Below are 20,592 nucleotides of genomic sequence, written 5' to 3'. Positions count from 1 at the left end.
GATATTCGGAGTGAGGAGTAATCCGGTTTGGTCGGTGCCACCAAACCTCATCCGCCACCGCTCCGAATCAACGGAGAAATTCCGATCATGCACACCGCGAGGAGAAATCGATGGCTGTGAACAGATTGATCCAGAGGCTGGGTGGCGACGACCGGGTAGATCTGCTCCGGGCAGTTCGTGAGTCCGACGTGAGTCCGTACTTCCGGGTGATGGAGTCCGCCACCGCGCCGATCGTCCAGGTGGAGGGCGCCGACCGGATCATGCTCGGTTCCAACAACTATCTGGGGCTGGCCGATCACCCCGCCATCCGTCAGGGAGCGCAGGACGCCCTCGACACGTTCGGCGGCGCGATCACCGGAAGCCGCCTCCTGAACGGCACCATGGACCTGCACCTCGACCTCGAATCGGAAATCGCCGAATGGCACGGCACCGAGGACGCCATGGTCTTCACCACCGGCTATCAAACGAATCTCGGCACCATCAGTGCCGTCGTCGGCGTGGGCGACGTCGTCGCCGTCGACTCCGCCGCCCACGCGTCGATTCGAGACGGATGTGCTCTGTCCGGTGCGACGATCCGCAAGTTCCGTCACAACGACGTCGCCGACCTGGAGAGCATTCTCGGGGACACCGCAGACGCGGACGGCGTGGTGCTGGTGATCGTGGACGGGTTGTACTCGATGGAGGGCGATCTCGCCCCACTCGGCGCGGTCTCCGAACTCTGTGACCGCTACGGTGCGGCCCTGATGGTGGACGAGGCGCACAGTCTCGGCATCTTCGGCGAGCAGAGGACCGGCGCCGCCGAACTGCTCGGCATCGACGGCGACACCGACATCCGGATGGCGTCGCTGTCCAAGAGCCCCAGTTCCACGGGCGGATTCATCGCGGGGTCGCGTGACCTCCTGGACTCGCTGCGAGTGAATGCCCGTGCCTTCCTGTTCACGACATCCGGTGTTCCCGCCGCGGTGGGGGCGTCCCTCGCCGCGGTGCGGCTGATCCGCAGCGAGGAAGGGGAACAGCGCGCACGACGCGCACTGGACAACGCCGCGGTCCTGCGGTCCGGACTGGTGGACAACGGACTCGACGTGGGTGCGCTGTCGCCGCTGCCCGATGGTGGTGAGACGGTGACGCCCATCGTGTCCGTCCACGTCGGCGACGACCTCGAGGCGATGAACCTCTGGCGCACCCTGTTCGACAAGGGCGTGTTCACCAGCGCGGCACTCTATCCCGCCGTTCCCCGCTCGGGCGCGATGCTCCGGTTGTGCGTCATGGCCACCCACACGGACGCACAGTTGCGGCGGGCGGTGGAAGTGATCTCCGAGACCGTCACGGAGGCCGCCGCGTGATGAAGGTTGCCGTCACCGGGGCGACGAGCGACTTCGGCGCCGCGATCCTCCCTGTGCTGCTGGCGGATCCGGACATCGACACGGTGGTCGGGCTCGGCAGGCGGGAACTGCCGATCGAACATCCGAAACTCGAGTCGGTCCGGATGGACATTCGTGATCCGGGCATCGAGGAGGTGTTCCGTGGCTGCGAGGCCGTGGTCCACCTGGCGTTCGTGGTGGAGGAGATCCGGGACAAGACGGCGACCCACGACATCAACCTGAGGGGTTCCCGCAACGTCATCGACTCCGCCTACCGGGCAGGCGTGGTGCGCGTCGTGATCGCGTCGAGCATCAACGCGTACGGACCGGAGTTACGGCCGGAGCCGGTGAACGAAGACGTCTATCCCGCAGGTGATCCCGACCGATACTATTTCCACGACAAGGCCGAGGTCGAGCATTACGCGGAGTGGTGGCTGCGCCGCCATCAGGGGGAGATGGCGATCTCGATGCTGCGTCCCACCTACATCATCGGCCCGGACTTCTCCAACGACGGCATCGACCAGCTCACCGGCCCGGTCGGGGCGTTTCCGCGGGCCGACGACGCCGCGTATCAATTCCTGCACCAGCGGGACATGGCGGACGCGTTCCATCGCGCCGTGAAGCAGGATCTCGTGGGCCCGTTCAACCTCGGACCGCGGGACTGGGTGGGTGTCCGCGAGCTCGCGGCAATGCAGGGGCAGCGAATGTTCGACGTACCCGAACGACCGGCGGTCGTGGCGGCGAACGTCGCGTTCCGGCTCGGACTCACCGCGTTCTCCGGCCAGTGGGTGACCGTGGGCGAGACCGTCGTCGATTCGACGCGCCTGACCGAGGCGACCGGCTGGGCACCGACGCTGACGGCCCGGGAGTCGGCGGCCGTCATGGTCCTGCTGCAGGGGAAACCCGTGCTGCGCAGGGAAGATGCCCTGGAACGGCGCATCGCCTGCGAGGCGGCGCTGGAGCCGGCGTCCGAATTCGTCGGCATCGACGGTCGCGGGCTCGAACACGTCCAGATTCCCGCGGCGACCGGTGCCGTGCACGCCGAGGTTCACGTGGCGCGGTCGGGCGGCGCAGCCAAGGTCGATTCGGGCGGCGCAGCCACCGTCGTCCTGCCCGCGCCGCCCGGGCTCCACGCGCGGTATCTCACCCCGTTCGCCGCCGAGTTGGCGGAGAACGGGGTCGACGTCGTCGTCGTGGACCTCCCCGGGCACGGGTTGAGCACGGGGAAGCGTGGTCGTGCGACGGTGGCCGGGGTGAACGACGCCCTGGCGGTTGCGCTCGGCTACGCCCGGATCCGGTTCGGTGTCACTCCGCTCGTGGTGAGGGTCGGCGACGCGACCGAGCGCGTGTCGCGGCCGGGGCGATGGCGATCGAAGGTGGCCCGTTCGCGGACCCACGTGTCGGTCAACCCGGCCGACGGGCTGCTCCCGCGGAGGCTGCGGTACGAGGGTGGGCTCGGGCACATCCCGCACGCCCACTCCGTCCGAGACGTCGTCGCACTCACCCGCGCCGATCGCGTCGACTCGTAGAGTGACTCCCGAACACACAGGCGCTGTGAACAGGAGTGAACCCATGACCAGTGAAGAACCCGGGAAGCGGAGTCCGGCCGTCGAGGCGGGTCTGACGGTACGGCGTGAGGTGATGGGCCCCGACTTCGTCGAGCGGGCACTCACTCGCACGGCGGGGACCGACAGCGAGCAGCTGCAGGAGTTCGTCACCGAGCACGTCTGGGACGCCGTGTGGAACCGGCCGGGGCTGGACCGGCGCAGCCGCAGCCTCCTCAACCTCGGCATGCTCATCGCGCTGCGTGCACACGGTGAGCTGAAGGGCCACGTGCGGGGTGCACTGCGAAACGGTCTGACCCGCACCGAGGTCGTCGAAGCGGTGATCCACGCGAGCGCCTACTGCGGCGCCCCCGCCGGGTTGTCGGCGATGGCCGTGGTGCAGGAGGCGCTCGACGCGGAACTGGGACCGCTGGAAACCGAAGACTGACGCCGCGGTATGCGAATCAGCCCGTGACGCCGGTGATCTCGTTCGGGATCTCCGGCAGGTCGGCCTGGCCGGATACGGTCCAGGTGTCGAGGTCGACCGTGTGGATCTTCTTGTTCGCGGGGTCGGTCACGTAGGCGGTGTGGTCCTGCACGTACAGCGCAGGCCGCGGCGACTGCCACTTGTCCGGCTCCGTCCACGGATCGAGGACGTCGACGGTGCGGCTCACCGCCTTGCTGTTCGGGTCGATCACGTGCACGGCGCCGTCGGTGCCGAGGACGAGTGCCTCACCGTGCGGGGCGCGCCCGAGCGAGCGGAACGTGTAGCTGGTGCCCAGGTCGACGAGGGTGAGTTGTCCGGTGGCGGTGTCGGTGAGCGAGACCCGTTCGGGGCGCTCGAGTTCGGCGTCGGGGTCGGTCTTGTAATCGCCCAGCAGTATCGGTGAATCCTCGTCGCCGGCCTGGTTGCCGATGCGCCCGTAGGGATCGGGGCTGGTGACCTTGGTGATGACGCCGTCCCGGTAGATCAGCAGGCCGTTCTGGCATCCCACCACCACCGTCTCGTCGGCGGCGACGGCTTCGCCGTGCACACCGGGGCAGTCCTCGTTGCGTGCGATCTCCTTGCGGTCGCGGTCGAGTACGACGATGCCGGTGCGCTCGTCCTCGTTGCCTACGGTGGTGAGCAGGCTGCCGTCCGAGAGTTCCACGGCCACTCCGTGATGCGCCTCGGGCGTCGTGAACTCGGTGGTGTCGGGTGTTCCTTCGGAGAGTCCGGCCGGATCGAACACGCGCACCAGTCCGGTGCCGTCGTCGAACAGCACCGTCTTGCCGTCGTGCCGGACCACGTGGCCGGGCGTCTTCGCCTCGAACGCGACGTCGGTGAGGGCGGGTTCGGCGGTGTCGAGGGCGGTGAAACTGTTTCCGGTGCTGACCAGCACGTGCCGGTCGTCGCCTGCGGGGTTGAGCCGGGTGAAGCCGTCCACCTCGACCGAACCGACCACGTCGAGGCTCTGCGCGTCCAGAACCAGCACGCCGCCGTCGTAGCTCAGTGCCAGTCGCGGTGTGGCCGAGTCGGTGGTGGTCGCTTCGGCCGCGCCGGAGTCGGTGGAGCAGGACGTGAGAAGTGTCGCCGAGAGTGCCACGGCGGCAACGGCGGTGGGGAGAGGTCTACGCATAAGGGTCACCCAGGAGAATTAACTCTTAATGCAAACGGTTGTCAAAGTCGGAAGTGTGCATGTGTGAATGCATCGCTACGCCAGGCCCTCCGCGATCGCCAGGGAATTCGAATCCATCATCTCGATGTACGTGCCCGCGCCCGAGCCGTACTCGCCCAGTGACTCCGTGAACAGCGAGACGACGTCCACGGGAACACCGGCCTCCGAGGCCATTACCTGCGCGAGCCGATCGGGCTGGGAGGAGTCGACGAAGATCGCGGGAACCCTCGCCGCGGTGATCGTCGCGGCGAGGTCCGAGAGGTCCGACGCGCTGGGCGATGCCAGGGTGGTTCCGCTGGGAATCACCGCCCCCACGGTATCGAAGCCGAAACGTTCGGCCAGATAACCGAAGACATGATGATTGGTCACCAGCTTTCGCCGATCTGCGGGGACGGTCGCGAATCTGTCTGCCATCCGGGCAGTGAGTTCCTCGAGTTGCCGGGCGTAGCTGTCCGAGTTCGTGCGGACGGCTCCCGCATCGAATTCCGGCACGTGTTCGATCACCGCGTCGCGGATCAGTGCAACGGCCTCGCGTACCCGGTCCGGATCGGTCCAGATGTGCGGATCCATGGTGCCCGTGGACTTTCCGGAACGGTACTCGATCGGCCGCACGGCCTCACCGACCTGCAGGATCGGGACGCCCTCGGAGCGTGCGGTGTCGACGGTCTTGCCGATTCCCTCCTCGAGTCCGAGACCGTTCGACACGAGGAGGTCGGCACGCTCCACCCGCGCGGCGTCCGATGCGGAGATCTCGAACGAATGGGGATCGGCGCCTCTCGGCATCAGCACCTTCACGTCGGCCTGGTCGCCGACGACGTTCTGCACCACGTCGCCCAGAATGTTCGTGGTCACGACCACCACGGGCCCTTCGGACGCGCCCGGGGTGCACCCGGTCACGGACAGTGCCGCGAGTGCGGTCAGGAGGGTCGGCGGCAGTAGGCGCTGCATTTTGCTCACAGCCCGACCACGCCGAGGGTGGACGCGGCGACTCCGACGTCGAGAGTCCGCGCCACCCGCGCGTTGTCCCGGAAGTCGATCTCGGTCACCGTCTTCGATGCGGGATCCGAGACGTACGCGCGGGTGCCGCCGACGACCACGGCAGGCGGGGTCGCGGACTCGTCACTCCAGTCGTAGGGGGTGGCCAGCACGTGCGAGGAAGCGGTCTCCGCGCCGGTCGTCGTGTCGAACATGCGGAAGGTGCCGTCCGCGAGGACCGCGAACACGGAGCGACCGTCGCCCGCCACTGCGACGCTCAGCGCGCGGTCCGGGGTCCGGACGTGCGTCCACCCGCGGGTGCGTGCATCGAAGACCAGCACCCCGACGTTGGTGGCGGCGGGTCCGGCGGCGGCGACGTGGATCGGCAGGCCGTCGTGTCCGCGGAACGACGTGGGTCGGGTGGCGGCGTCGATGCCCACCGGGTACGGAACCTTCTCCGACATCCACGCCCCGGCTGCGGTGGTCGCGAGGAACAGTCCGTCGTCGCACGCGGCCAGTACGCCCGTGTCGGACACGGCCGTGCCTTGTATGTTCGGGCAGGCGGTCTCGAAGCTCTGCTCGACCTGCCCGTCCGCCGTGTGGACCTCGAACGTGCCGGGGCGGGAACCGGTTCCGTCCGCGGCCGAGCGCGACACCACGAACCCGTCGGCGATCGGGAGGGCGACGCCGTGGTGCGGAGCGTCGGCGTCCACGACGGTCCCGACGTGGACGCTGTCCTTGCGGAGCGCGGCGAAGTCGATCACGCGGGCGAGTCCGTCGCCGTCGAAGAACGTCGCCACCTTGTCGTCGCCTTCGATCACGTGCGCCGGCTTGCCGCCCTCGAGGGCGCCGAGTTCGACCGGTGGCTTGGTGTACGAGTGGGTGTGGTCCCCGTGATCGATGGTCCAGGAACCGGCGTCCACGACATGCACGGCGCCGCCGGCGCCGTCCACGGCGAACGCGTAGCGGTCCTTCACCGTCGTCACCCGCGTCGGGTTGTCGAACTCGAACGAATGGAGAGTCTCTGCCGTCGCGAGGTCGAGCACGTCCACGCGACCGGAGTCGGCGTCCGACACGACGAGCCGAGGTTCGGGCCCCTCGACCTCGGTGGATCCGGCCTCGGCGGCAAGGTCGCTACCCGGTTGGCTCCGGCCGTCGGGGGATGCGGCCTCCTCTTGTGGGGATGCGCAGGCGCCGAGCGTCAGCGCGGCGACCGCGGCAATTGCTGCGCGGGCGAGGGTCGTGATCGGCATTCGTGGTCTCCATCTATCGAACGGGAATCGGAGTGGGTAAGAGGGCAGGCCGAAGTCGTCGCGCCGCCGACCGGGCCAGGGCCGCGACGAAGAACTGGAGCACGGCGATTCCGGCGATCGTCGCGCCCGCGGCGGTGTCGGCATTCCACGACACGATCAGCCCTGCGAAGGTGGCCGACCAGCCGAGGAGCACGGCAATCGCCATCGTCGCGCCGATCGACCTGCCGAACAGTGCTGCGGTGGCGGACGGAGCGACGAGGAGGCCGAACACGAGCAGGGTGCCGACGATGCGGAACGAGGCGACCACCGCGAGGACCACCAGTGCGAGGAGCGCGAGGTGCGCCCACCGCGGCTGCAGACCCAGGGTGTGCGCCTTGCGTTCGTCGAAGACGAGGGCGACGAAGGGGCGGTATGCGATCACCGAGACGATCCCGGCGACCGCGGCCGCCGCCGCGAGCCAGACCAGATCTCCCCGTGTCGCCGACAGGACGTCACCGAACAGGAAGGCTGTGAGATCGACCGCGAACGACCGTGCGCGCGACACGATCACGACACCCAGTGCGAGCATGCCGACGAACAGCAGGCCGATCCCGGTGTCCTCGGACAGTCGCGAATTCTTCGACACCCAGGCGACACCGAGGATCATGACGACCGCACTCGCGGCCGCGCCGAGGAGGAGATTCGCGCCGGCGAGATAGGCGACGGCAACCCCGGGCAGCATGCCGTGTGAGATGGCCTCGCTCATGAAGGCCATGCCGCGCAACACGACCCACGTGCCCACCAACCCGCAGAGGACGGACACCAGCATTCCCGCGAAGAGCGCGCGCCGGACGAAGGACACCATCAGGGGGTCGAGTAGCCACTGCACTCTGCTAATCTAACGATAATGATTGTCGTAAGCGAAATCGCGGTCCGGTATGGCCCGACCCCGGCGTTGAACGGTGTGAGCGTGCAGCTCACACCGGGTACCGTCACAGCCGTCGTGGGGCACAACGGTTCGGGGAAGTCGACGCTCCTGCAGTGCCTGGCGGGCATCGCGCGACCGACGACGGGACGGATCGACGGCACGAAGGGGTTGGGAACGGCATATGTGCCGCAACGCAATGCGGTGAGCGATCAGCTACCGCTGACCGTGCGCGAAGTGGCGGCAATGGGGGCCTGGCACCGACGTGGATTGTGGCGGCGGCTCACTCCCGGCGACCGGGACGCCGTCGACGAGGCGCTGAACAGGCTCGGTCTCGCGGATCTCGGCCGACGGCGGATCGGCACACTGTCGGGCGGGCAGCGTCAACGCGCCCTGCTCGCGCAGGCGCTCGTGCAACGCGGCGACCTGCTGCTCCTCGACGAGCCCACCACCGGTCTCGACGCGGAGGCCCGCGCGGTGATCGGCGACGTCGTCGGCGAAGAAGCGGCGCGGGGTGCGATCGTCGTCGTGGCCACGCACGAATCCCACGACGCGGAACGCGCCGACCAGGTGCTGACCCTGTCGTCGGGGGTGCAGCTCACCCCACTTCGACGATGACGAGTTTGTTTCCGTCCGGATCCCGGAAATAGAACATGGGAGGCACGTAGTCGCCCATCCGCATGACCTCCGCGTCCACGTCCACGCCGTTCGCCGACAGGGTCGCATGATCGGCGTCGGCGTCCGAGGTGGTGAGGCGGATGCCCGTCTCGACGCCCGCGGGGACGCCGTCACGGGTCGGGACGAGCGCGATCGACGTCGCCGATCCCGGTGGCGCCACCTCCACCCACCGCTGTCCGGGGCTGAACTCCGCATCCATGCGACGCTCGAAACCGAGTGTGCCCACATAGAATTCGAGGGCCCTATCCTGATCGGTGACGGGGACCGCCACCGTGTGCACACCGTTGATGTGGGTCTTGCCGTCCGCGCTCATACCGTCCACCCTCTCGTCGGCAGGCGTCACGCCTGCGCGAACGCCTTCTCGAGTTCGGCGACGTCGAGTTTGCGCATCTTCAGCATGGCCTGCATGGCGCGCTGTGCCTTCTCGGTGTCCGGGTCGCGCATGAGTTCGTACAGCCGCTCGGGCACCACTTGCCAGGAGACGCCGAAACGGTCCTTGACCCAACCGCATTGGCTTTCCTCGCCGCCGTCGCCGGTGAGGGCGTCCCAGTACCGGTCCACTTCCTCCTGATCCTTGCACAGGATCTCGAAAGAGATGGCCTCGTCGAACGTGAACTGCGGCCCCCCGTTGAGCGCGATGAACGGCTGCCCGTTGATCTCGAAGGACACCGTCAACACCGCCCCCTCCGGACCGGGAGTGTTCGGACCGTAGTGGGTGACCTCCGTGATCCGCGAATTCGGAAACAGGGACGTGTAGAACTTCGCGGCCTCTTCGCCTTGGGTGTCGAACCAGAGGCAGGGGGTGATGGGTTTCATGGCGCAGTTCCTCTCGCAGGTCCTCGTCGATTCATCCTCGCCGATATAGACCGCGCCCACGCCCGAAACTCATCGGACGGCTGTCAGGAGTTCAGCGCACCGTCCGGGTGGACGAGATGGCGATCGCTCCGAACAGCCCTACCAGGGCGAATGCGTAGAAGCCCCACGGCACCGCGTAGCCGGCGCCCAGCAGAACGCCGCCGAGGATCGGACCGCAGATCGCGCCGACCCGGCCCACACCGGCCGACCAGCCGAGTGCGGTGGCGCGGATCTGCGGCGGGTGGTTGGCGCTCGTGAACGCGTAGACGAGGACCTGTGCGCTGAACACGAAGCAGCCGGCGAGGAACACCAGGGCGTAGATGCCGAACGACACCTTGACGCTGAGCAGGGCGAGGAACACCGCGGCGCCCGCGAACCAGATGATGGCCGCCGTGCGCGGGCCGATCTTGTTGGCGACGCCGCCCGCGATCAGCAGTCCGACCACCGCGCCCGCGTTGAGGATAAGCAGGAACGTCAGCGACGCGCCGAGGTTGTAGCCCGCCTCGCGCATGATCGTCGGCAGCCACGTGTTGAGGCCGTAGACGAGTAGCAGTCCCATGAACGAGGTGACCCAGATGGCGATGCTGTTGCGCAGGAACGGACGCGAGAACAGGGCGCGCACCGGGTTCGCCGAGGCCGCGACGGGAGCGTCGGCGGCGGGTGCCGCTTCCAGTTCCAGGCCGTACTGCTTCGCGACGGCCTCGGCCTCGGCGCGCTTGCCGTGCGCCAGCAGGTACGAGGGGGACTCGGGGAGATACCGCAGCATCAGCGGAATCAGGACCACGGCGGGCAGGGCGCCGACGACGAACATCGAACGCCAGCCGAACGGTTCGATCAGCACGATCGCCAGCGCAGCGGTCGCGACAGCACCCACGTGATACCCGGTCATCAGCAGCGTCGACGCGGAGCCGCCGCCCTGCCTCTTCGAGAACTCGTTGACCAGGGCCAGCGCAGTCGGCAGTGCGCCGCCGAGTCCGACCCCAGCCAGGAAGCGGAACAGTCCGAAGAAGAACGGGTTGGGTGCCACCGCGCAGAGGAGCGTGAGAACGGAGAACGCCGCAACGGCATACAGGAGGGCCCGCCGGCGTCCGATGACGTCGGTGAGCGTGCCGATGACCAGTGCGCCGATGGTCATGCCGACCAGGCCGAATGTCGAGATGAACGTGATCGTTCCGGTGGTCAGACCCCAGTCCTCGTAGTCGAGAAGTGAAGGGATGACGGCGCCGAGGACCACCAGGTCGAAGCCGTCGAGCAGCACGGCTACCCAGCAGAGGGGCGCGACCCAGAGGGCGGTGGAAGCGCGGACGGCGCTTCGTTGGGAAGTGGGCATGATGTCCTCGACATTCGGCGGGGTTCGCGATACGAACACCGGTTCTATGAGCGCACCCATTGTGTGGCGCGCCATAGTTGCCTGTCAAACATCGGCTACTCCACACCCCGGCGGTCCGCCGATCCTGGGCGCTCGCCCAATGTCACCCGGTGCCGTCCGACTGGACCGATGCGGCATTCGGCCCCGCTCGGGTTGGTCAAGAACTGGTAAACCCGGTGTGGATAATCGATCGGGTACCGAGTCGATGAGCCAGGACGGATTGTGAGACCCAACCCCCAGGTGGCTGCGAGCCGTCCGAGCCACGCCGCGGCGCCGCCGTCGGCCGCGGGCGGTTACCGATACGACCTCGACGGTCTGCGCGGAATCGCGATCGCGCTGGTCGTGGTCTATCACGTGTGGTTCGGGCGGGTGTCCGGCGGCGTCGACATCTTCCTGGTCCTCTCCGGGTTCTTCTTCACGGGCATGCTCGTGCGACGCGCCGGGGCGGACTCGGGTCCGTCGATACCCGCCGTCCTGCGGCGCACCGCCCGCCGGCTGCTGCCCGCGCTCGTGGTGGTGTCGGCCGCGACCGCGGTCGTGACCGTGATCCAGCGGCCGTTCACGCAGTGGTCGGGGATCGCGGACCAACTCCTCGCGTCACTGCTGTACCTGCAGAACTGGCAGCTGGCCCGGACGGCATCCGACTACGCCGCCGCCGACGCGTCGGTCAGTCCGCTCCAGCACCTGTGGTCGATGTCCGTGCAGGGCCAGTTCTATCTGCTCGCCCTCGCGGTGGTGGCCGGGATCGCGTGGACGTGCCGTCGTCGCGGCCGACCGGACCTTCTCCGGCCCGTGCTGGGCGGTGTCCTCGTTCTCGGGTTGGTGGCGTCGTTCGCCTACGCGGCCGTGCTGTCGCAGGACCGGCAGTCGTGGGCGTACTTCGACACGTTCGCGCGACTGTGGGAGTTGCTCGCCGGCGCACTGCTCGCGCTCGTCGTGCACCGGGTCGACCTGCCGCGCGGGTGGCGGGTGGTTCTCGCGGTGTCGGGATTCGCCGTCGTGCTCGGGTGCGGATTCCTGATCGACGGCGCCGCCCTGTTCCCCGGCCCGGCGGCGCTGATCCCGGTCGGCGCGGCGGTGGCGCTGATCCTCGCGGGCGTAGGCGAGTCCGAGCAGCCGGGGATCGTGACGATGCTGGCGTCCCGGCCGTTCGTCGAACTCGGTGGCCTGGCCTATTCGCTGTACCTGTGGCACTGGCCGATCCTCATCTTCTACCTCACGTGGCGGGAGCGGCCCGCGGTCGGAGCGCTCGGCGGGCTCGCGGTCATCCTGGTGTCGCTGGTGCTGGCGTGGCTCACCCAGCGGCTGGTCGAAGCGCGGTTCCAGGGCGGGGCCCGTCCGGGACGCGTGCTTACCGCGCTGGTCGCGTTGCTCGGCGTCGCCGTCGTCGGCTCGGCGTCCGGGTGGCACGCGTACCTCGTCCGCAACCCCGAGACGACCGCGCGGGTCGGCGAGCTGGACCCGTGGCTGTACCCGGGTGCGGCGTCGCTGACCGACGGCGCGTTCGCGCCGCGCACGGACATGCGGCCCACCCTGCTCGAGGCGTCGGGAGATCTTCCGCAGCCGACCCTCGACGGCTGCATCTCCGATCTGAGCACCCGCGACGTCGTCACCTGTATGTACGGCGACCTCACCGCCGACCGGACGATCGCCGTGGTGGGGAGTTCCCACGCCGAGCACTGGGTGCCCGCGCTCGATCGCATCGGGCAACAGCGCGGCATCCGGGTCGAGACGTACCTCAAGATGGGGTGCCCGCTGACCGTCGCGGACGTTCCGCTGCTCGCCGGCGAGCCGTATCCCGACTGCGGCGACTGGTCCCGCGACGTCCTCGACCGTCTCCGTGATCACCGACCGGACTGGGTGTTCTCGACGTCCTCGCGTCCCAACGAGGAGGGCGCCGGCGACGTCACCCCCGACGACTACGTGGGCCTCTGGGCGCGGCTCGCGGATTTCGGGCTCCCGTTCCTCGGCATCCGCGACACGCCGTGGCTGCACAACGACGGCGTCCCGTATTCGGTCGTCGACTGCCTCGCCGACGGCGGCGACGCCGACAGTTGCGGGATGCCTCGGGACGACGTGCTGGCCCCGGACAACCCGACGCTCGAGGCGGCCCGCGACCTGCCGTCGGTGCATCCGCTCGACCTCACGGACGCCGTGTGTGACGTGGCGATCTGCCGTGCGGTGCAGGGAAACATCCTCGTGTACCACGATTCGCATCACCTCTCGGCGACGTACGTCCGGAGCCTCGTCCCCGAACTCGACCGGCAGATCGGCATGGCCACCCGCTGGTGGTGACCGGGATACTGGCGGCATGTCCGAAGACGACCGCAGCATGCTGGGACGCGCCTTCCTGGTGCTGGGTTCGTTCACCTCGGAGCGCCCTCGCCTGTCGCAGTCGGAGCTGAGCCGGCGCACCGGACTGCCGCTGCCGACGGTGCACCGGCTGTGCCGCCAACTGGTCGGCAACGGCGCCCTCGAACGCGTCGACGACGGGCACTACGAGATCGGGGTGCGGCTGTGGGAGTTGGGTGCGCTCGCGCCCCGTGCCCACGGATTGCGGCAGGTGGCGTTGCCGTACCTCGAGGACCTGTACGAGGCGACGCGGGAGAACGTCCAGCTCGTGGTCCGGGAAGATCTCGAGGCGCTCTACATCGAACGGCTGTCGGCGCGCGGTGCCGTGACCGTCGTCGGGAGAGCCGGGGGCCGGTTGCCGCTGCACGCGTCGAGCGGCGGTCTCGTGCTGTTGGCATTCGGCGGCACGGACCTCCTCGACGAGGTCCTCGCAGCGGGGCTCGAACGCTTCACGCCGTCGACCATCACCACCGAACATCGCCTGCGCAGCACCCTCGACGACATCCGCAGGACCGGCTGGGTCACGTGCCGCGAACACCTCAACGTCGGAACGCTGGCCGTGGCCGCGCCGGTGTCGCGGTCGACGGGTGAGGTGGTGGCAGCGGTGTCCGTCGTGGTTCCGGCGGAGAAGGATCCCGCGCCCCTGATCCCGGCGGTGCGGGCGGCGGCGCGCGGCATTTCCCGCGGCGTCGCGTAGCTCGTCTTTCACTCAGTGAAAGAGGGGGTGTTGCGATCACACGGCGGGCAGCACAGTGACTGGTGTCACGAACTACGCGAGGAGTCTGCTCATGAACACACAGGTCGGGATCGTCGGCGGGGGTCCCGCAGGACTGATGCTGTCCCATCTCCTGCACCTGAAGGGCATCGATTCCGTCGTGCTCGAAAGCCGCACCCGCGAGGAGGTGGAGGGAACGATCCGGGCCGGTGTGCTCGAACAGAACACCGTCGACCTGATGGTCGACACCGGACTCGGCGACCGCGTCAAGCGTGAAGGACTCACCCACCACGGCATCGAACTGCGGTTCGGCGGCCGCGGCCACCGCATCGACTTCGACGAACTGACGAACGGCCGCGCCGTCACCGTCTACCCGCAGCACGAGGTCCTGAAGGACCTCATCGCCCGGCGTCTCGAAGACGACGGCGACATCCGCTTCGGCGTCTCCGACGTGCAGGTTCATGACCACACGACCGACAACCCGAAGATCACCTACCTCGACGCCGACGGCAACGAGCAGACGCTCACCTGCGCGCTCGTCGCCGGCTGCGACGGCTCGCGGACCACCACCCGCGGTCTCATCCCCGAGACCACCGTGCGCACCGACCACTTCCGCCAGTACCCGTTCGCCTGGTTCGGCATCCTCGCCGAGGCCCCGCCGTCGTCCGAGGAACTGATCTACGCCAACCACCCCCGCGGCTTCGCGCTCATCAGCACCCGCACCCCGGAGGTCCAGCGGCACTACCTGCAGGTCGACCCGGACGACTCCGTCGACAACTGGTCCGACGACCGCATCTGGTCGGAACTGCATGCCCGCGTCGACGGCGAGGGCGCGGAGATCAAGGACGGCAAGATCTTCCAGAAGTCGATCCTGCAGTTCCGCAGCTTCGTGTGCGAGCCCATGCAGCACGGCAACCTCTTCCTCGCCGGCGACGCCGCCCACACCGTGCCCCCCACCGGCGCCAAGGGCATGAACCTGGCGATCGCCGACGTGTACTTCCTCTCCCAGGCGATGGCCGAATACTTCGCCACCCGCAGTCGGGCCGGGCTCGAGGGTTACACCGACAGCGTCCTCCCGCGGGTGTGGCGGACCCAGCACTTCTCCTGGTGGATGTCCTCGATGCTGCACCGACTCCCCGACGACACCGGATTCGGCCACAAGCGGCAGGTCGCCGAACTCGACATGGTCACCCGGTCCGTCGCCGGACGCACCCTCATCGCCGAGAACTATGTCGGCACCCCTTTGCGGCTTCGCCGCCCGTGAGTACTTGTTAACGTGCGGCGGTTAACAAGTACTCACGGGTGCGAAGCGCCTTACACGCGAATCCCCGTGCTGCTGAATCCAAATGATGCGCGCAGAGTGCTGCGTTGTGTCGGGACCCAGAACGGCGGCGAGTAACTGGTTCGTGCTCCTGCCCGGACGCGACTTCTGCAGCAGCAATGTGTGAATGAGATCGCGCCGATCAGGTGCCGCCGACCATGCCTGCTGCGCAACGTGAATGCGCCGCTGCCCGCGCCGCTGGGCAGTGTGGGCGACGAGTCCCGGAACCAGGTTCTCCGGGCACGTCGGATGCAGAGCCATCGCAAGAAGAAGGTCGTGGTGCAGTTCGGGGCGTTCGGATTCGAGGTAGCGAACGGCCTCGGACTTCACCATTCGCTTGAAGATCGGTGCGGGCAGCTCGCGGTCCTGGAGAAGGATCCACGCAGCGTCGCCCTCGGCTGCCACCTGCAGTCTCGCCGAGTCGGGGCACGCAGCGTTCTGCAGTGCAGCACCACGCACGTCGTGACAGGGATGGTCGGTAGCGATCCAGCCGACGAGGATGCCGTCGCGGCTTTCTCGTGCACAACGTACCGCCGCGCGATACTCGAGGGTCTCTTCCAGCCCATACGTGGCGGACGGCACCTTCGGAAGGGTATCGACGGTGAATCGGCCGAAGTTCCCGGCTGTCATCGACCGCTCTGTCATCTGCTCCGCGTCACGCAACGTGATGCCGAATCGCAACCGCAGTTCCTCGAGCGCATGGGACATGCCAACCTCGTCGACATTCTGCCCGATCGTGTTCAAAACGTGTCGCGCGTCCCACGTTGCAGAGCAGGTCATTTCGAGATAGCCCATCGTGTGTTCGGTGGACCAGGTTGCGATCACGGACACGAGGTTCCCCGGCGTGTAGCTCGCCATCAGTTCGAGTCCGTTGATCTCGGCTTCCATTCGCCCGGAAGGATCCGGGCCGCGAAAGCCGAGGTCGAGATACGTGGATGTCCACTCGGTCATGATTCCCCTCTTCATGCGGCGGAGCGCTCGGCAGAGAGATTCCACGATGTTGTCGGCGATCGCTCTCTGCGTGGATTCGGGCACGTCGGCTTCGTGGCTCCGTCGTACCGACACGGCGAGACGGTCTGCGATCTCGTTCAAGGGGTGGCCCGAGTGGCCTTTCACCCAGGAGATCCGCACTTCGCGACCGCGGAGGCGGTGCCGGATGTCCTCGACGATCGCAAGAACCTCACCGTCGCAGCGTGTGATGAGTTCGGGACGTTCCATTTCCAAGCACGCGATAGCCCGCTGGCTGTCGGTGAGAATGTGCAGTTTGCGATCCGGGAATCCGGTGATGGCCAGTGCGATGGCCAGCAACTCGCCGGCGAGAACCGACCGTGCCAGCTTTGGCCGTCGTCCTGGGCTCCGCTATCGACTTCAGTCAGCCAGATTCGTGGTGGGTGCTCGCCGCGATCCTCATCATTTTCGCAGTGCCGCTGGTACCCGCGCTGCTGTTGTGGGCGGCCCGACCGGATCGCAGCGTCTCAAGAACCTTCCTCGGATGGCCAGGACGACTGCTCTGGGAGGACGTCGCGTCGTCGATCGACATGCGCTGCGCTGAATTGGACGAACGGAGGAGCGAGCTTCTTGCCGCGGTGCGGGCATAGCTCGCCCCGACTGCGCAGGGACCGGCTGCTCGTGTCGGTGCAGCATTGACATTGGTCGGACGGAGGGTGCTCTACCTATCCCATGAGTTGGTTCCCGCTGGCGTCGGCCAACCTCTCGAGGTCGTTCTTGATCTCCACGAGGTCGTGATTCAGATTCGAAGTGGCGCCGCGACAGTCGAGCCCGGCGCATGTGGCGGGATCCTTGACCGATCTGCGCGAGCAATTCACCTTCCCAACGCAATCACCAGGAATGCCCGCGATTGGCAACCGACCCGCCGGGTGAGCCGCACGCCCCCCTCGTTCAGAGGTTGGGTGCCACCCGTGATGGCCGTCTGAACCGGATGAGATGCCTCCGGCGGCTGCAGCGGCGCTGAGAGTGGTGCAAACCTGCTGGCGCGGATTGCGGCATTGGGGCAGCTCACGGCTTCGCGCCATTTGCGACGGGCCGGAGGCGCGGGGGCAACGCGAACGGCACATCAGTTCGAAGGCACGTCGAGTGCGGTGAAGACGGCGTCACACTCGCGCGGATGAAAGGTACCGTGAAAGCGAGCGCCGGCAGCGGAAGGACTCGACATGGTTGCACCCACCCCCCACAGCGAACGGCTGCGAGCGATCCTGACCGCACATCGCGACGAGGTGCGACGGGTCTTCGCGAAGTACGGTGCATTCGATGTCAAATTGTTCGGGTCCGTCGCGCGAGGTGACGCAGGTGCCGAGAGCGACATCGACTTGATGGTCAGTATCGACGCTCCGGACTACGAGCAGGTTGTTTCGATGCTGGGACTGGCCGACGAACTGTCCGATCTGCTGGGGACCAAGGTGGACGTCGTTGCGCGTGGAGTAGCGAAGGGCGCGGTTTCCGATTCGGCGCGCACCGAGATGGTCGACGTGTGAGCAGGGCAGACCGCGACCGACTCGAGGATATTCTTGGCGCCATCGGGGCAGTGATGCGGTACTACCCAAAGCTGTCGGGCGACGACCGCGACATGGCGTACGACGCCATCGTGCGCCAACTCGAAGTCATCGGGGAGGCCGCCAATCGACTGGATCCGGAAACGAAGGCGGAGGCGCCGGAGATCGAATGGCACAAGATCTCCGGATTTCGAAACCTCGCGATCCACGAGTACTTCCGGGTGAATCAGTCGATTGTCGAAGGCATCGTCAGCAATTACTTGCCTCATCTGCGCGAGGCAGTCGAGCGAATCCGCGACAGACTTGACAATTGAATCTGCGGCGAGCCTGCTGCCACGTCCGCTCGTGCGGTCCCTCGCTGACAGGGGTTGTAGGCTTTATCCCGTCGCCCGTCGGATGTGTCGGCACTCCGGTCCGAAGGCGCATTGAACAGAGCCACGTGTGGCTCGCGAATCCGTGACCTCGTCTCGGCGACGACCTCGGGATCGGTGTTGCGTCCATGCGGCATGGGTCAGAGTGTGCAACACCGCGGGTCGCTTCGGCGTGCTGGCCGCGTCTGAGCCGCCGAGTTCACGAGCACGACGTGACGATCGAGATGATGATGAACCCGACAAAGACGATGAAGGCGATGAATTCAGCGACACCGTCCGGGGAAGCGTTCTTTTTTGATGGGCTCACGTGAGCATCGTCCTATCGCGTCTTGCGGGCTTGCGCCCGACGTTGCGCGATCCCGCGCAGGAGATTGTGCTTTTGGGTCTTCAGCCGCTCGATGCGGAGCGCTCGCTCGGGCGTGAGAGGTGTGGGCGACGACAGTTCTGCAGCAATGGTGTCGGTGAGCCTGACGACCTCGGCGGCCAGGCGAGCTTCGCGGGCCCCCGAAGTTTCCGCAGCCTTTCCGTTCTTCTTCGCCTTCGTCTGCTTCGATGTGGCCTTCCTGGGTGCCTTCCTCGCCGAATTCCCGGGCGTACTCTTGGATGGCTTCTTGATCGAGTTCAACGCCTTCTGAGCGCCCAGTGCGGCGCGCCGATGGTCGAGTTCTTCGGCCGACTCTGAGGCGTCCGAACCTCTCAGCGGACGAAGGGCGTGTCGGTCCAGGTAGTCCTTGGCTCTTTGAATCGTTTGATGAAGCGCGCGGCAGCGCGCACAGTACTCCGGCGTGTCTGTTCGTCCGGCCTTTACGCCGGCTCCACACCATCCGCATTTCGGTCCCACCTTGGGGCGCGGCTTCCCTCGAACGAACTCCGGGTTCGAACCGAGGACATCGCGTGCACCCCACGGCGGCGTGGTGTCGCGGGTCGGATTTCCTGTGTGAAGCCGTACGCGTGTCATCGCCCCACCCCTCCCTTTCCGCATGTGCGAGTGCGGTGCGTCCGAATCGTATCGGACGCACCGCTCTTCACTAGGTCAGCTTGACGCGGACGCCACCGGAGAACATCGAGTCGTGCAACTCCATCTCCGCCGGCTGTGCGCCTGCGGGCATGTCGTAAACCACCTTGATCGTGACGGTATTGCCGGGGTTGATCTCGTCCCAGATCGCCACATCGGAGTCGAGGTTCAATGCAGCCGACGTATCGGACGTGAACTTGCGTCCCTGCGCGTCGTACATCTCCTGGTTGTCGGGGCTGAGCCCCTTCGGCTCGCCCGAGGTGTTCAACACGCTCATCGTCACCACCACGAACTGACCCTGGGCCTGCTTCATGAGGTAGGGATTGTCGCCGATGCTCGTCAGACCAGTCTCGACGTCGGTGACGACGAACTCGAACTTTCCGTCGCGAACAGGCACGTTCATCCCGGGCAGGGCCTTGGGTGCCGGTGCGGCTGCAGTCTTCTCGGCCGGTGCGACGGGCGCGGCAGCGGCGATCTCACTGACCGGCGTCGCGACGGACGTCGGCACGGCGGAAGTGGCGGTCGTGTCGTCGTCACCTCCGCCTCCGCTCACTCCGATGATCGCGAAGACCGCAACTGCGGCGCCGACGACGAACGGCCACTTCTTCGACTTCTTCTTGGTCGGTGGGCCGGGAGGCGGCTGCCATCCCTGTGCCGGTGGGATCGGCTGCTGGGGGAATCCCCCGTGGGGCTGGGTCATGGCATTCTCTCCTTCTGAGAGGCAGTTGGTGGCGTCAGACGCCGGGTCAGGAACCGAAGATCGACGGCCCGGCCGCCGGCGGCGGCTGCATCACCCAGGTGCCGCAACGGCTCGACTTGAATGCCACGTCCCCGGGCATGATCTGGATGGTCTGGGGACCGCTGCCGAAGTCGTTGGCGATAATGTCGTCGAAATCGCCGCTGAGCCCGGACTGGCGCTCCCAGTAGCAGGAGCGGCTGCCGTTGGTGTGATAGATCCCGGGGTAGATATCGACGCCGACGCGGTACTGCCCGTCCCCGAACGAGGTGGCAGGCGCGGCAGTGGCGAGGCCGGCACCGAGGCCGGAGACGATCGCAGCGGTGGTTGCGACAACAGCAAGGGTGCGCTTCATGAGTTCTCCTGGGAATGTTTGAATTGGTTGACTGAGAGATGGAGGCGGCGGCAGTCAGTCGCCAAGTGAAAGAGAAAGACCCGATTCGGCCTCTTCCTCTGTGTAGGACAGCCCACCGCGGTGAGAGATCTCGACTTCGTAGAACGTGCTTCCGCGCGGCACGTCGGTGACGGTGAAGTCGAACATGCACGAGTCGGACAGCTTTGTGCTTCCCGTCAGGCTGCCCTTGGCGAGCAGTTTTCCGGACTCGTCGGAGACGGACACAGCGGCCGTGGGTGACATGTCGGAGTACCCGCCGTCGCCCTCACACTCGAAGCCCGTGAGGCTGGAATAGCTGATATCGCCGTTCACCGTCATGATTCCTGTGATGTCGAAGACGTCGGGCTCGCCGGCGGTATTCGCGATTGCGACGGACGCGCCCACCATTCCGGCGACGAGTGCGGCGGAACCTGCACCTGCCACGAACCCGGTCCAGAACCTCTTCTTCGGAGGGGTTGCCGGCGTCTGTTCCGCAGGGGCGGGACTCGGGAACAGCGGTATCTGGTCACTCTCGGTGGGGTGGGTCATGGCGATCTCCTGGCTCCTCGGGATGTTGGAACCAATCTTGACCATGCACCCTG

Annotated in this window: 22 protein-coding genes; 11 read left to right on the top strand and 11 right to left on the bottom strand. The window is 67.1% G+C overall.

Features of this window, described 5'->3' with window-relative positions; genetic code table 11:
* The first annotated feature begins 110 nt into the window (after window positions 1-110).
* The 3 genes from FND50_RS31100 to FND50_RS31090 are packed head-to-tail and all read left to right on the top strand — an operon-like array spanning window position 111 to window position 3,353.
* Entirely contained in the window at window positions 111-1,343 is a 1,233-nt protein-coding gene (locus FND50_RS31100) for an aminotransferase class I/II-fold pyridoxal phosphate-dependent enzyme (RefSeq protein ID WP_007297561.1), read from the top strand.
* Window positions 1,343-2,890 (top strand): NAD-dependent epimerase/dehydratase family protein, encoded by a 1,548-nt coding sequence (locus FND50_RS31095; RefSeq protein ID WP_144289208.1) that lies wholly within the window; start codon window positions 1,343-1,345, stop codon window positions 2,888-2,890. Before FND50_RS31100 ends, FND50_RS31095 begins: the two co-directional genes overlap by 1 nt.
* A gap of 43 nt (window positions 2,891-2,933) precedes the next feature.
* Complete coding sequence (locus FND50_RS31090) at window positions 2,934-3,353, top strand: carboxymuconolactone decarboxylase family protein (RefSeq protein WP_007297563.1); 420 nt, start codon at window positions 2,934-2,936, stop codon at window positions 3,351-3,353.
* Window positions 3,354-3,369: 16 nt separating this feature from the next.
* Here FND50_RS31090 and aztD read toward each other — a convergent pair whose 3' ends face one another.
* The 4 genes from aztD to aztB all read right to left on the bottom strand — a co-directional run bounded on the left by aztD (window position 3,370) and on the right by aztB (window position 7,659).
* Window positions 3,370-4,524, bottom strand: a complete 1,155-nt coding sequence (gene aztD, locus FND50_RS31085) for a zinc metallochaperone AztD (RefSeq protein ID WP_144288258.1) — start codon at window positions 4,522-4,524, stop codon at window positions 3,370-3,372.
* Between the two features lie 75 nt (window positions 4,525-4,599).
* A complete protein-coding gene (aztC, locus tag FND50_RS31080; RefSeq protein WP_144289207.1) occupies window positions 4,600-5,511 on the bottom strand; it encodes a zinc ABC transporter substrate-binding protein AztC in 912 nt (303 codons plus the stop codon).
* A gap of 5 nt (window positions 5,512-5,516) precedes the next feature.
* Entirely contained in the window at window positions 5,517-6,791 is a 1,275-nt protein-coding gene (locus FND50_RS31075) for an ABC transporter (RefSeq protein ID WP_144288257.1), read from the bottom strand.
* A gap of 13 nt (window positions 6,792-6,804) precedes the next feature.
* On the bottom strand, window positions 6,805-7,659 hold the full coding sequence (gene aztB, locus FND50_RS31070) for a zinc ABC transporter permease AztB (RefSeq protein ID WP_144288256.1): 855 nt from the start codon (window positions 7,657-7,659) through the stop codon (window positions 6,805-6,807).
* 18 nt (window positions 7,660-7,677) lie between these two features.
* On the opposite strand from aztB, the gene aztA reads away from it, so the two are divergent.
* Window positions 7,678-8,313, top strand: coding sequence for a zinc ABC transporter ATP-binding protein AztA (aztA, locus tag FND50_RS31065; protein WP_144288255.1), 636 nt, complete (start codon window positions 7,678-7,680; stop codon window positions 8,311-8,313).
* Here the strand turns inward: aztA and FND50_RS31060 are convergent.
* The 3 genes from FND50_RS31060 to FND50_RS31050 all read right to left on the bottom strand — a co-directional run bounded on the left by FND50_RS31060 (window position 8,294) and on the right by FND50_RS31050 (window position 10,558).
* Window positions 8,294-8,686 carry a VOC family protein gene (locus tag FND50_RS31060; RefSeq protein WP_005259071.1) on the bottom strand — a complete coding sequence of 131 codons (393 nt, stop codon included), beginning with the start codon at window positions 8,684-8,686 and terminating at the stop codon, window positions 8,294-8,296. The genes aztA and FND50_RS31060 overlap by 20 nt on opposite strands.
* 26 nt (window positions 8,687-8,712) lie before the next feature.
* On the bottom strand, window positions 8,713-9,189 hold the full coding sequence (locus tag FND50_RS31055) for a VOC family protein (protein WP_005566320.1): 477 nt from the start codon (window positions 9,187-9,189) through the stop codon (window positions 8,713-8,715).
* Between the two features lie 91 nt (window positions 9,190-9,280).
* Window positions 9,281-10,558, bottom strand: coding sequence for an aromatic acid/H+ symport family MFS transporter (locus tag FND50_RS31050; RefSeq protein WP_007297570.1), 1,278 nt, complete (start codon window positions 10,556-10,558; stop codon window positions 9,281-9,283).
* A gap of 261 nt (window positions 10,559-10,819) precedes the next feature.
* Here FND50_RS31050 and FND50_RS31045 point away from each other — a divergent pair, with 261 nt between their 5' ends.
* From FND50_RS31045 to FND50_RS31035, 3 genes are all read left to right on the top strand, one after another.
* Window positions 10,820-12,892, top strand: coding sequence for an acyltransferase family protein (locus FND50_RS31045; RefSeq protein ID WP_144288254.1), 2,073 nt, complete (start codon window positions 10,820-10,822; stop codon window positions 12,890-12,892).
* 16 nt (window positions 12,893-12,908) lie between these two features.
* On the top strand, window positions 12,909-13,646 hold the full coding sequence (locus FND50_RS31040) for an IclR family transcriptional regulator (RefSeq protein WP_005566317.1): 738 nt from the start codon (window positions 12,909-12,911) through the stop codon (window positions 13,644-13,646).
* A gap of 91 nt (window positions 13,647-13,737) precedes the next feature.
* Window positions 13,738-14,928 (top strand): 4-hydroxybenzoate 3-monooxygenase, encoded by a 1,191-nt coding sequence (locus FND50_RS31035; RefSeq protein ID WP_144288253.1) that lies wholly within the window; start codon window positions 13,738-13,740, stop codon window positions 14,926-14,928.
* 21 nt (window positions 14,929-14,949) lie between these two features.
* Here FND50_RS31035 and FND50_RS31030 read toward each other — a convergent pair whose 3' ends face one another.
* Window positions 14,950-16,293 carry an RNase H family protein gene (locus FND50_RS31030; RefSeq protein WP_186301174.1) on the bottom strand — a complete coding sequence of 448 codons (1,344 nt, stop codon included), beginning with the start codon at window positions 16,291-16,293 and terminating at the stop codon, window positions 14,950-14,952.
* 29 nt (window positions 16,294-16,322) lie between these two features.
* On the opposite strand from FND50_RS31030, the gene FND50_RS31025 reads away from it, so the two are divergent.
* From FND50_RS31025 to FND50_RS31010, 4 genes are all read left to right on the top strand, one after another.
* Window positions 16,323-16,583, top strand: a complete 261-nt coding sequence (locus FND50_RS31025) for a hypothetical protein (protein WP_144288251.1) — start codon at window positions 16,323-16,325, stop codon at window positions 16,581-16,583.
* A 573-nt stretch (window positions 16,584-17,156) separates the two neighbouring features.
* Complete coding sequence (locus FND50_RS31020) at window positions 17,157-17,477, top strand: nucleotidyltransferase family protein (RefSeq protein WP_144288250.1); 321 nt, start codon at window positions 17,157-17,159, stop codon at window positions 17,475-17,477.
* Window positions 17,474-17,809 carry a DUF86 domain-containing protein gene (locus FND50_RS31015; RefSeq protein ID WP_144288249.1) on the top strand — a complete coding sequence of 112 codons (336 nt, stop codon included), beginning with the start codon at window positions 17,474-17,476 and terminating at the stop codon, window positions 17,807-17,809. Before FND50_RS31020 ends, FND50_RS31015 begins: the two co-directional genes overlap by 4 nt.
* Before the next feature lie 485 nt (window positions 17,810-18,294).
* Window positions 18,295-18,501, top strand: coding sequence for a hypothetical protein (locus tag FND50_RS31010; protein WP_144288248.1), 207 nt, complete (start codon window positions 18,295-18,297; stop codon window positions 18,499-18,501).
* A gap of 393 nt (window positions 18,502-18,894) precedes the next feature.
* On the opposite strand, the gene FND50_RS31005 is transcribed toward FND50_RS31010, so the two are convergent.
* The 3 genes from FND50_RS31005 to FND50_RS30995 are packed head-to-tail and all read right to left on the bottom strand — an operon-like array spanning window position 18,895 to window position 20,539.
* On the bottom strand, window positions 18,895-19,581 hold the full coding sequence (locus FND50_RS31005; protein WP_144288247.1) for a DUF4352 domain-containing protein: 687 nt from the start codon (window positions 19,579-19,581) through the stop codon (window positions 18,895-18,897).
* Between the two features lie 46 nt (window positions 19,582-19,627).
* Complete coding sequence (locus tag FND50_RS31000; RefSeq protein WP_144288246.1) at window positions 19,628-19,972, bottom strand: hypothetical protein; 345 nt, start codon at window positions 19,970-19,972, stop codon at window positions 19,628-19,630.
* A 54-nt stretch (window positions 19,973-20,026) separates the two neighbouring features.
* A complete protein-coding gene (locus tag FND50_RS30995) occupies window positions 20,027-20,539 on the bottom strand; it encodes a hypothetical protein (RefSeq protein ID WP_144288245.1) in 513 nt (170 codons plus the stop codon).
* Between the last annotated feature and the right edge of the window lie 53 nt (window positions 20,540-20,592).

The organism is Rhodococcus sp. WB9 (assembly GCF_007558985.1).
GTDB lineage: Bacteria > Actinomycetota > Actinomycetes > Mycobacteriales > Mycobacteriaceae > Rhodococcus_F > Rhodococcus_F opacus.
This window is presented reverse-complemented; position numbering and strand designations above follow the sequence as displayed.

What these genes read in the sequence shown, in the direction of transcription:
- FND50_RS31100 (WP_007297561.1), top strand. Translation starts at nt 111, where the DNA reads ATGGCTGTGAACAGATTGATCCAGAGGCTGGGTGGCGACGACCGGGTA.
- FND50_RS31095 (WP_144289208.1), top strand. Translation starts at nt 1,343, where the DNA reads ATGAAGGTTGCCGTCACCGGGGCGACGAGCGACTTCGGCGCCGCGATC.
- FND50_RS31090 (WP_007297563.1), top strand. Translation starts at nt 2,934, where the DNA reads ATGACCAGTGAAGAACCCGGGAAGCGGAGTCCGGCCGTCGAGGCGGGT.
- aztD (WP_144288258.1), bottom strand. Translation starts at nt 4,524, where the DNA reads ATGCGTAGACCTCTCCCCACCGCCGTTGCCGCCGTGGCACTCTCGGCG.
- aztC (WP_144289207.1), bottom strand. Translation starts at nt 5,511, where the DNA reads ATGCAGCGCCTACTGCCGCCGACCCTCCTGACCGCACTCGCGGCACTG.
- FND50_RS31075 (WP_144288257.1), bottom strand. Translation starts at nt 6,791, where the DNA reads ATGCCGATCACGACCCTCGCCCGCGCAGCAATTGCCGCGGTCGCCGCG.
- aztA (WP_144288255.1), top strand. Translation starts at nt 7,678, where the DNA reads ATGATTGTCGTAAGCGAAATCGCGGTCCGGTATGGCCCGACCCCGGCG.
- FND50_RS31060 (WP_005259071.1), bottom strand. Translation starts at nt 8,686, where the DNA reads ATGAGCGCGGACGGCAAGACCCACATCAACGGTGTGCACACGGTGGCG.
- FND50_RS31055 (WP_005566320.1), bottom strand. Translation starts at nt 9,189, where the DNA reads ATGAAACCCATCACCCCCTGCCTCTGGTTCGACACCCAAGGCGAAGAG.
- FND50_RS31050 (WP_007297570.1), bottom strand. Translation starts at nt 10,558, where the DNA reads ATGCCCACTTCCCAACGAAGCGCCGTCCGCGCTTCCACCGCCCTCTGG.
- FND50_RS31040 (WP_005566317.1), top strand. Translation starts at nt 12,909, where the DNA reads ATGTCCGAAGACGACCGCAGCATGCTGGGACGCGCCTTCCTGGTGCTG.
- FND50_RS31035 (WP_144288253.1), top strand. Translation starts at nt 13,738, where the DNA reads ATGAACACACAGGTCGGGATCGTCGGCGGGGGTCCCGCAGGACTGATG.
- FND50_RS31020 (WP_144288250.1), top strand. Translation starts at nt 17,157, where the DNA reads ATGGTTGCACCCACCCCCCACAGCGAACGGCTGCGAGCGATCCTGACC.
- FND50_RS31005 (WP_144288247.1), bottom strand. Translation starts at nt 19,581, where the DNA reads ATGACCCAGCCCCACGGGGGATTCCCCCAGCAGCCGATCCCACCGGCA.
- FND50_RS31000 (WP_144288246.1), bottom strand. Translation starts at nt 19,972, where the DNA reads ATGAAGCGCACCCTTGCTGTTGTCGCAACCACCGCTGCGATCGTCTCC.
- FND50_RS30995 (WP_144288245.1), bottom strand. Translation starts at nt 20,539, where the DNA reads ATGACCCACCCCACCGAGAGTGACCAGATACCGCTGTTCCCGAGTCCC.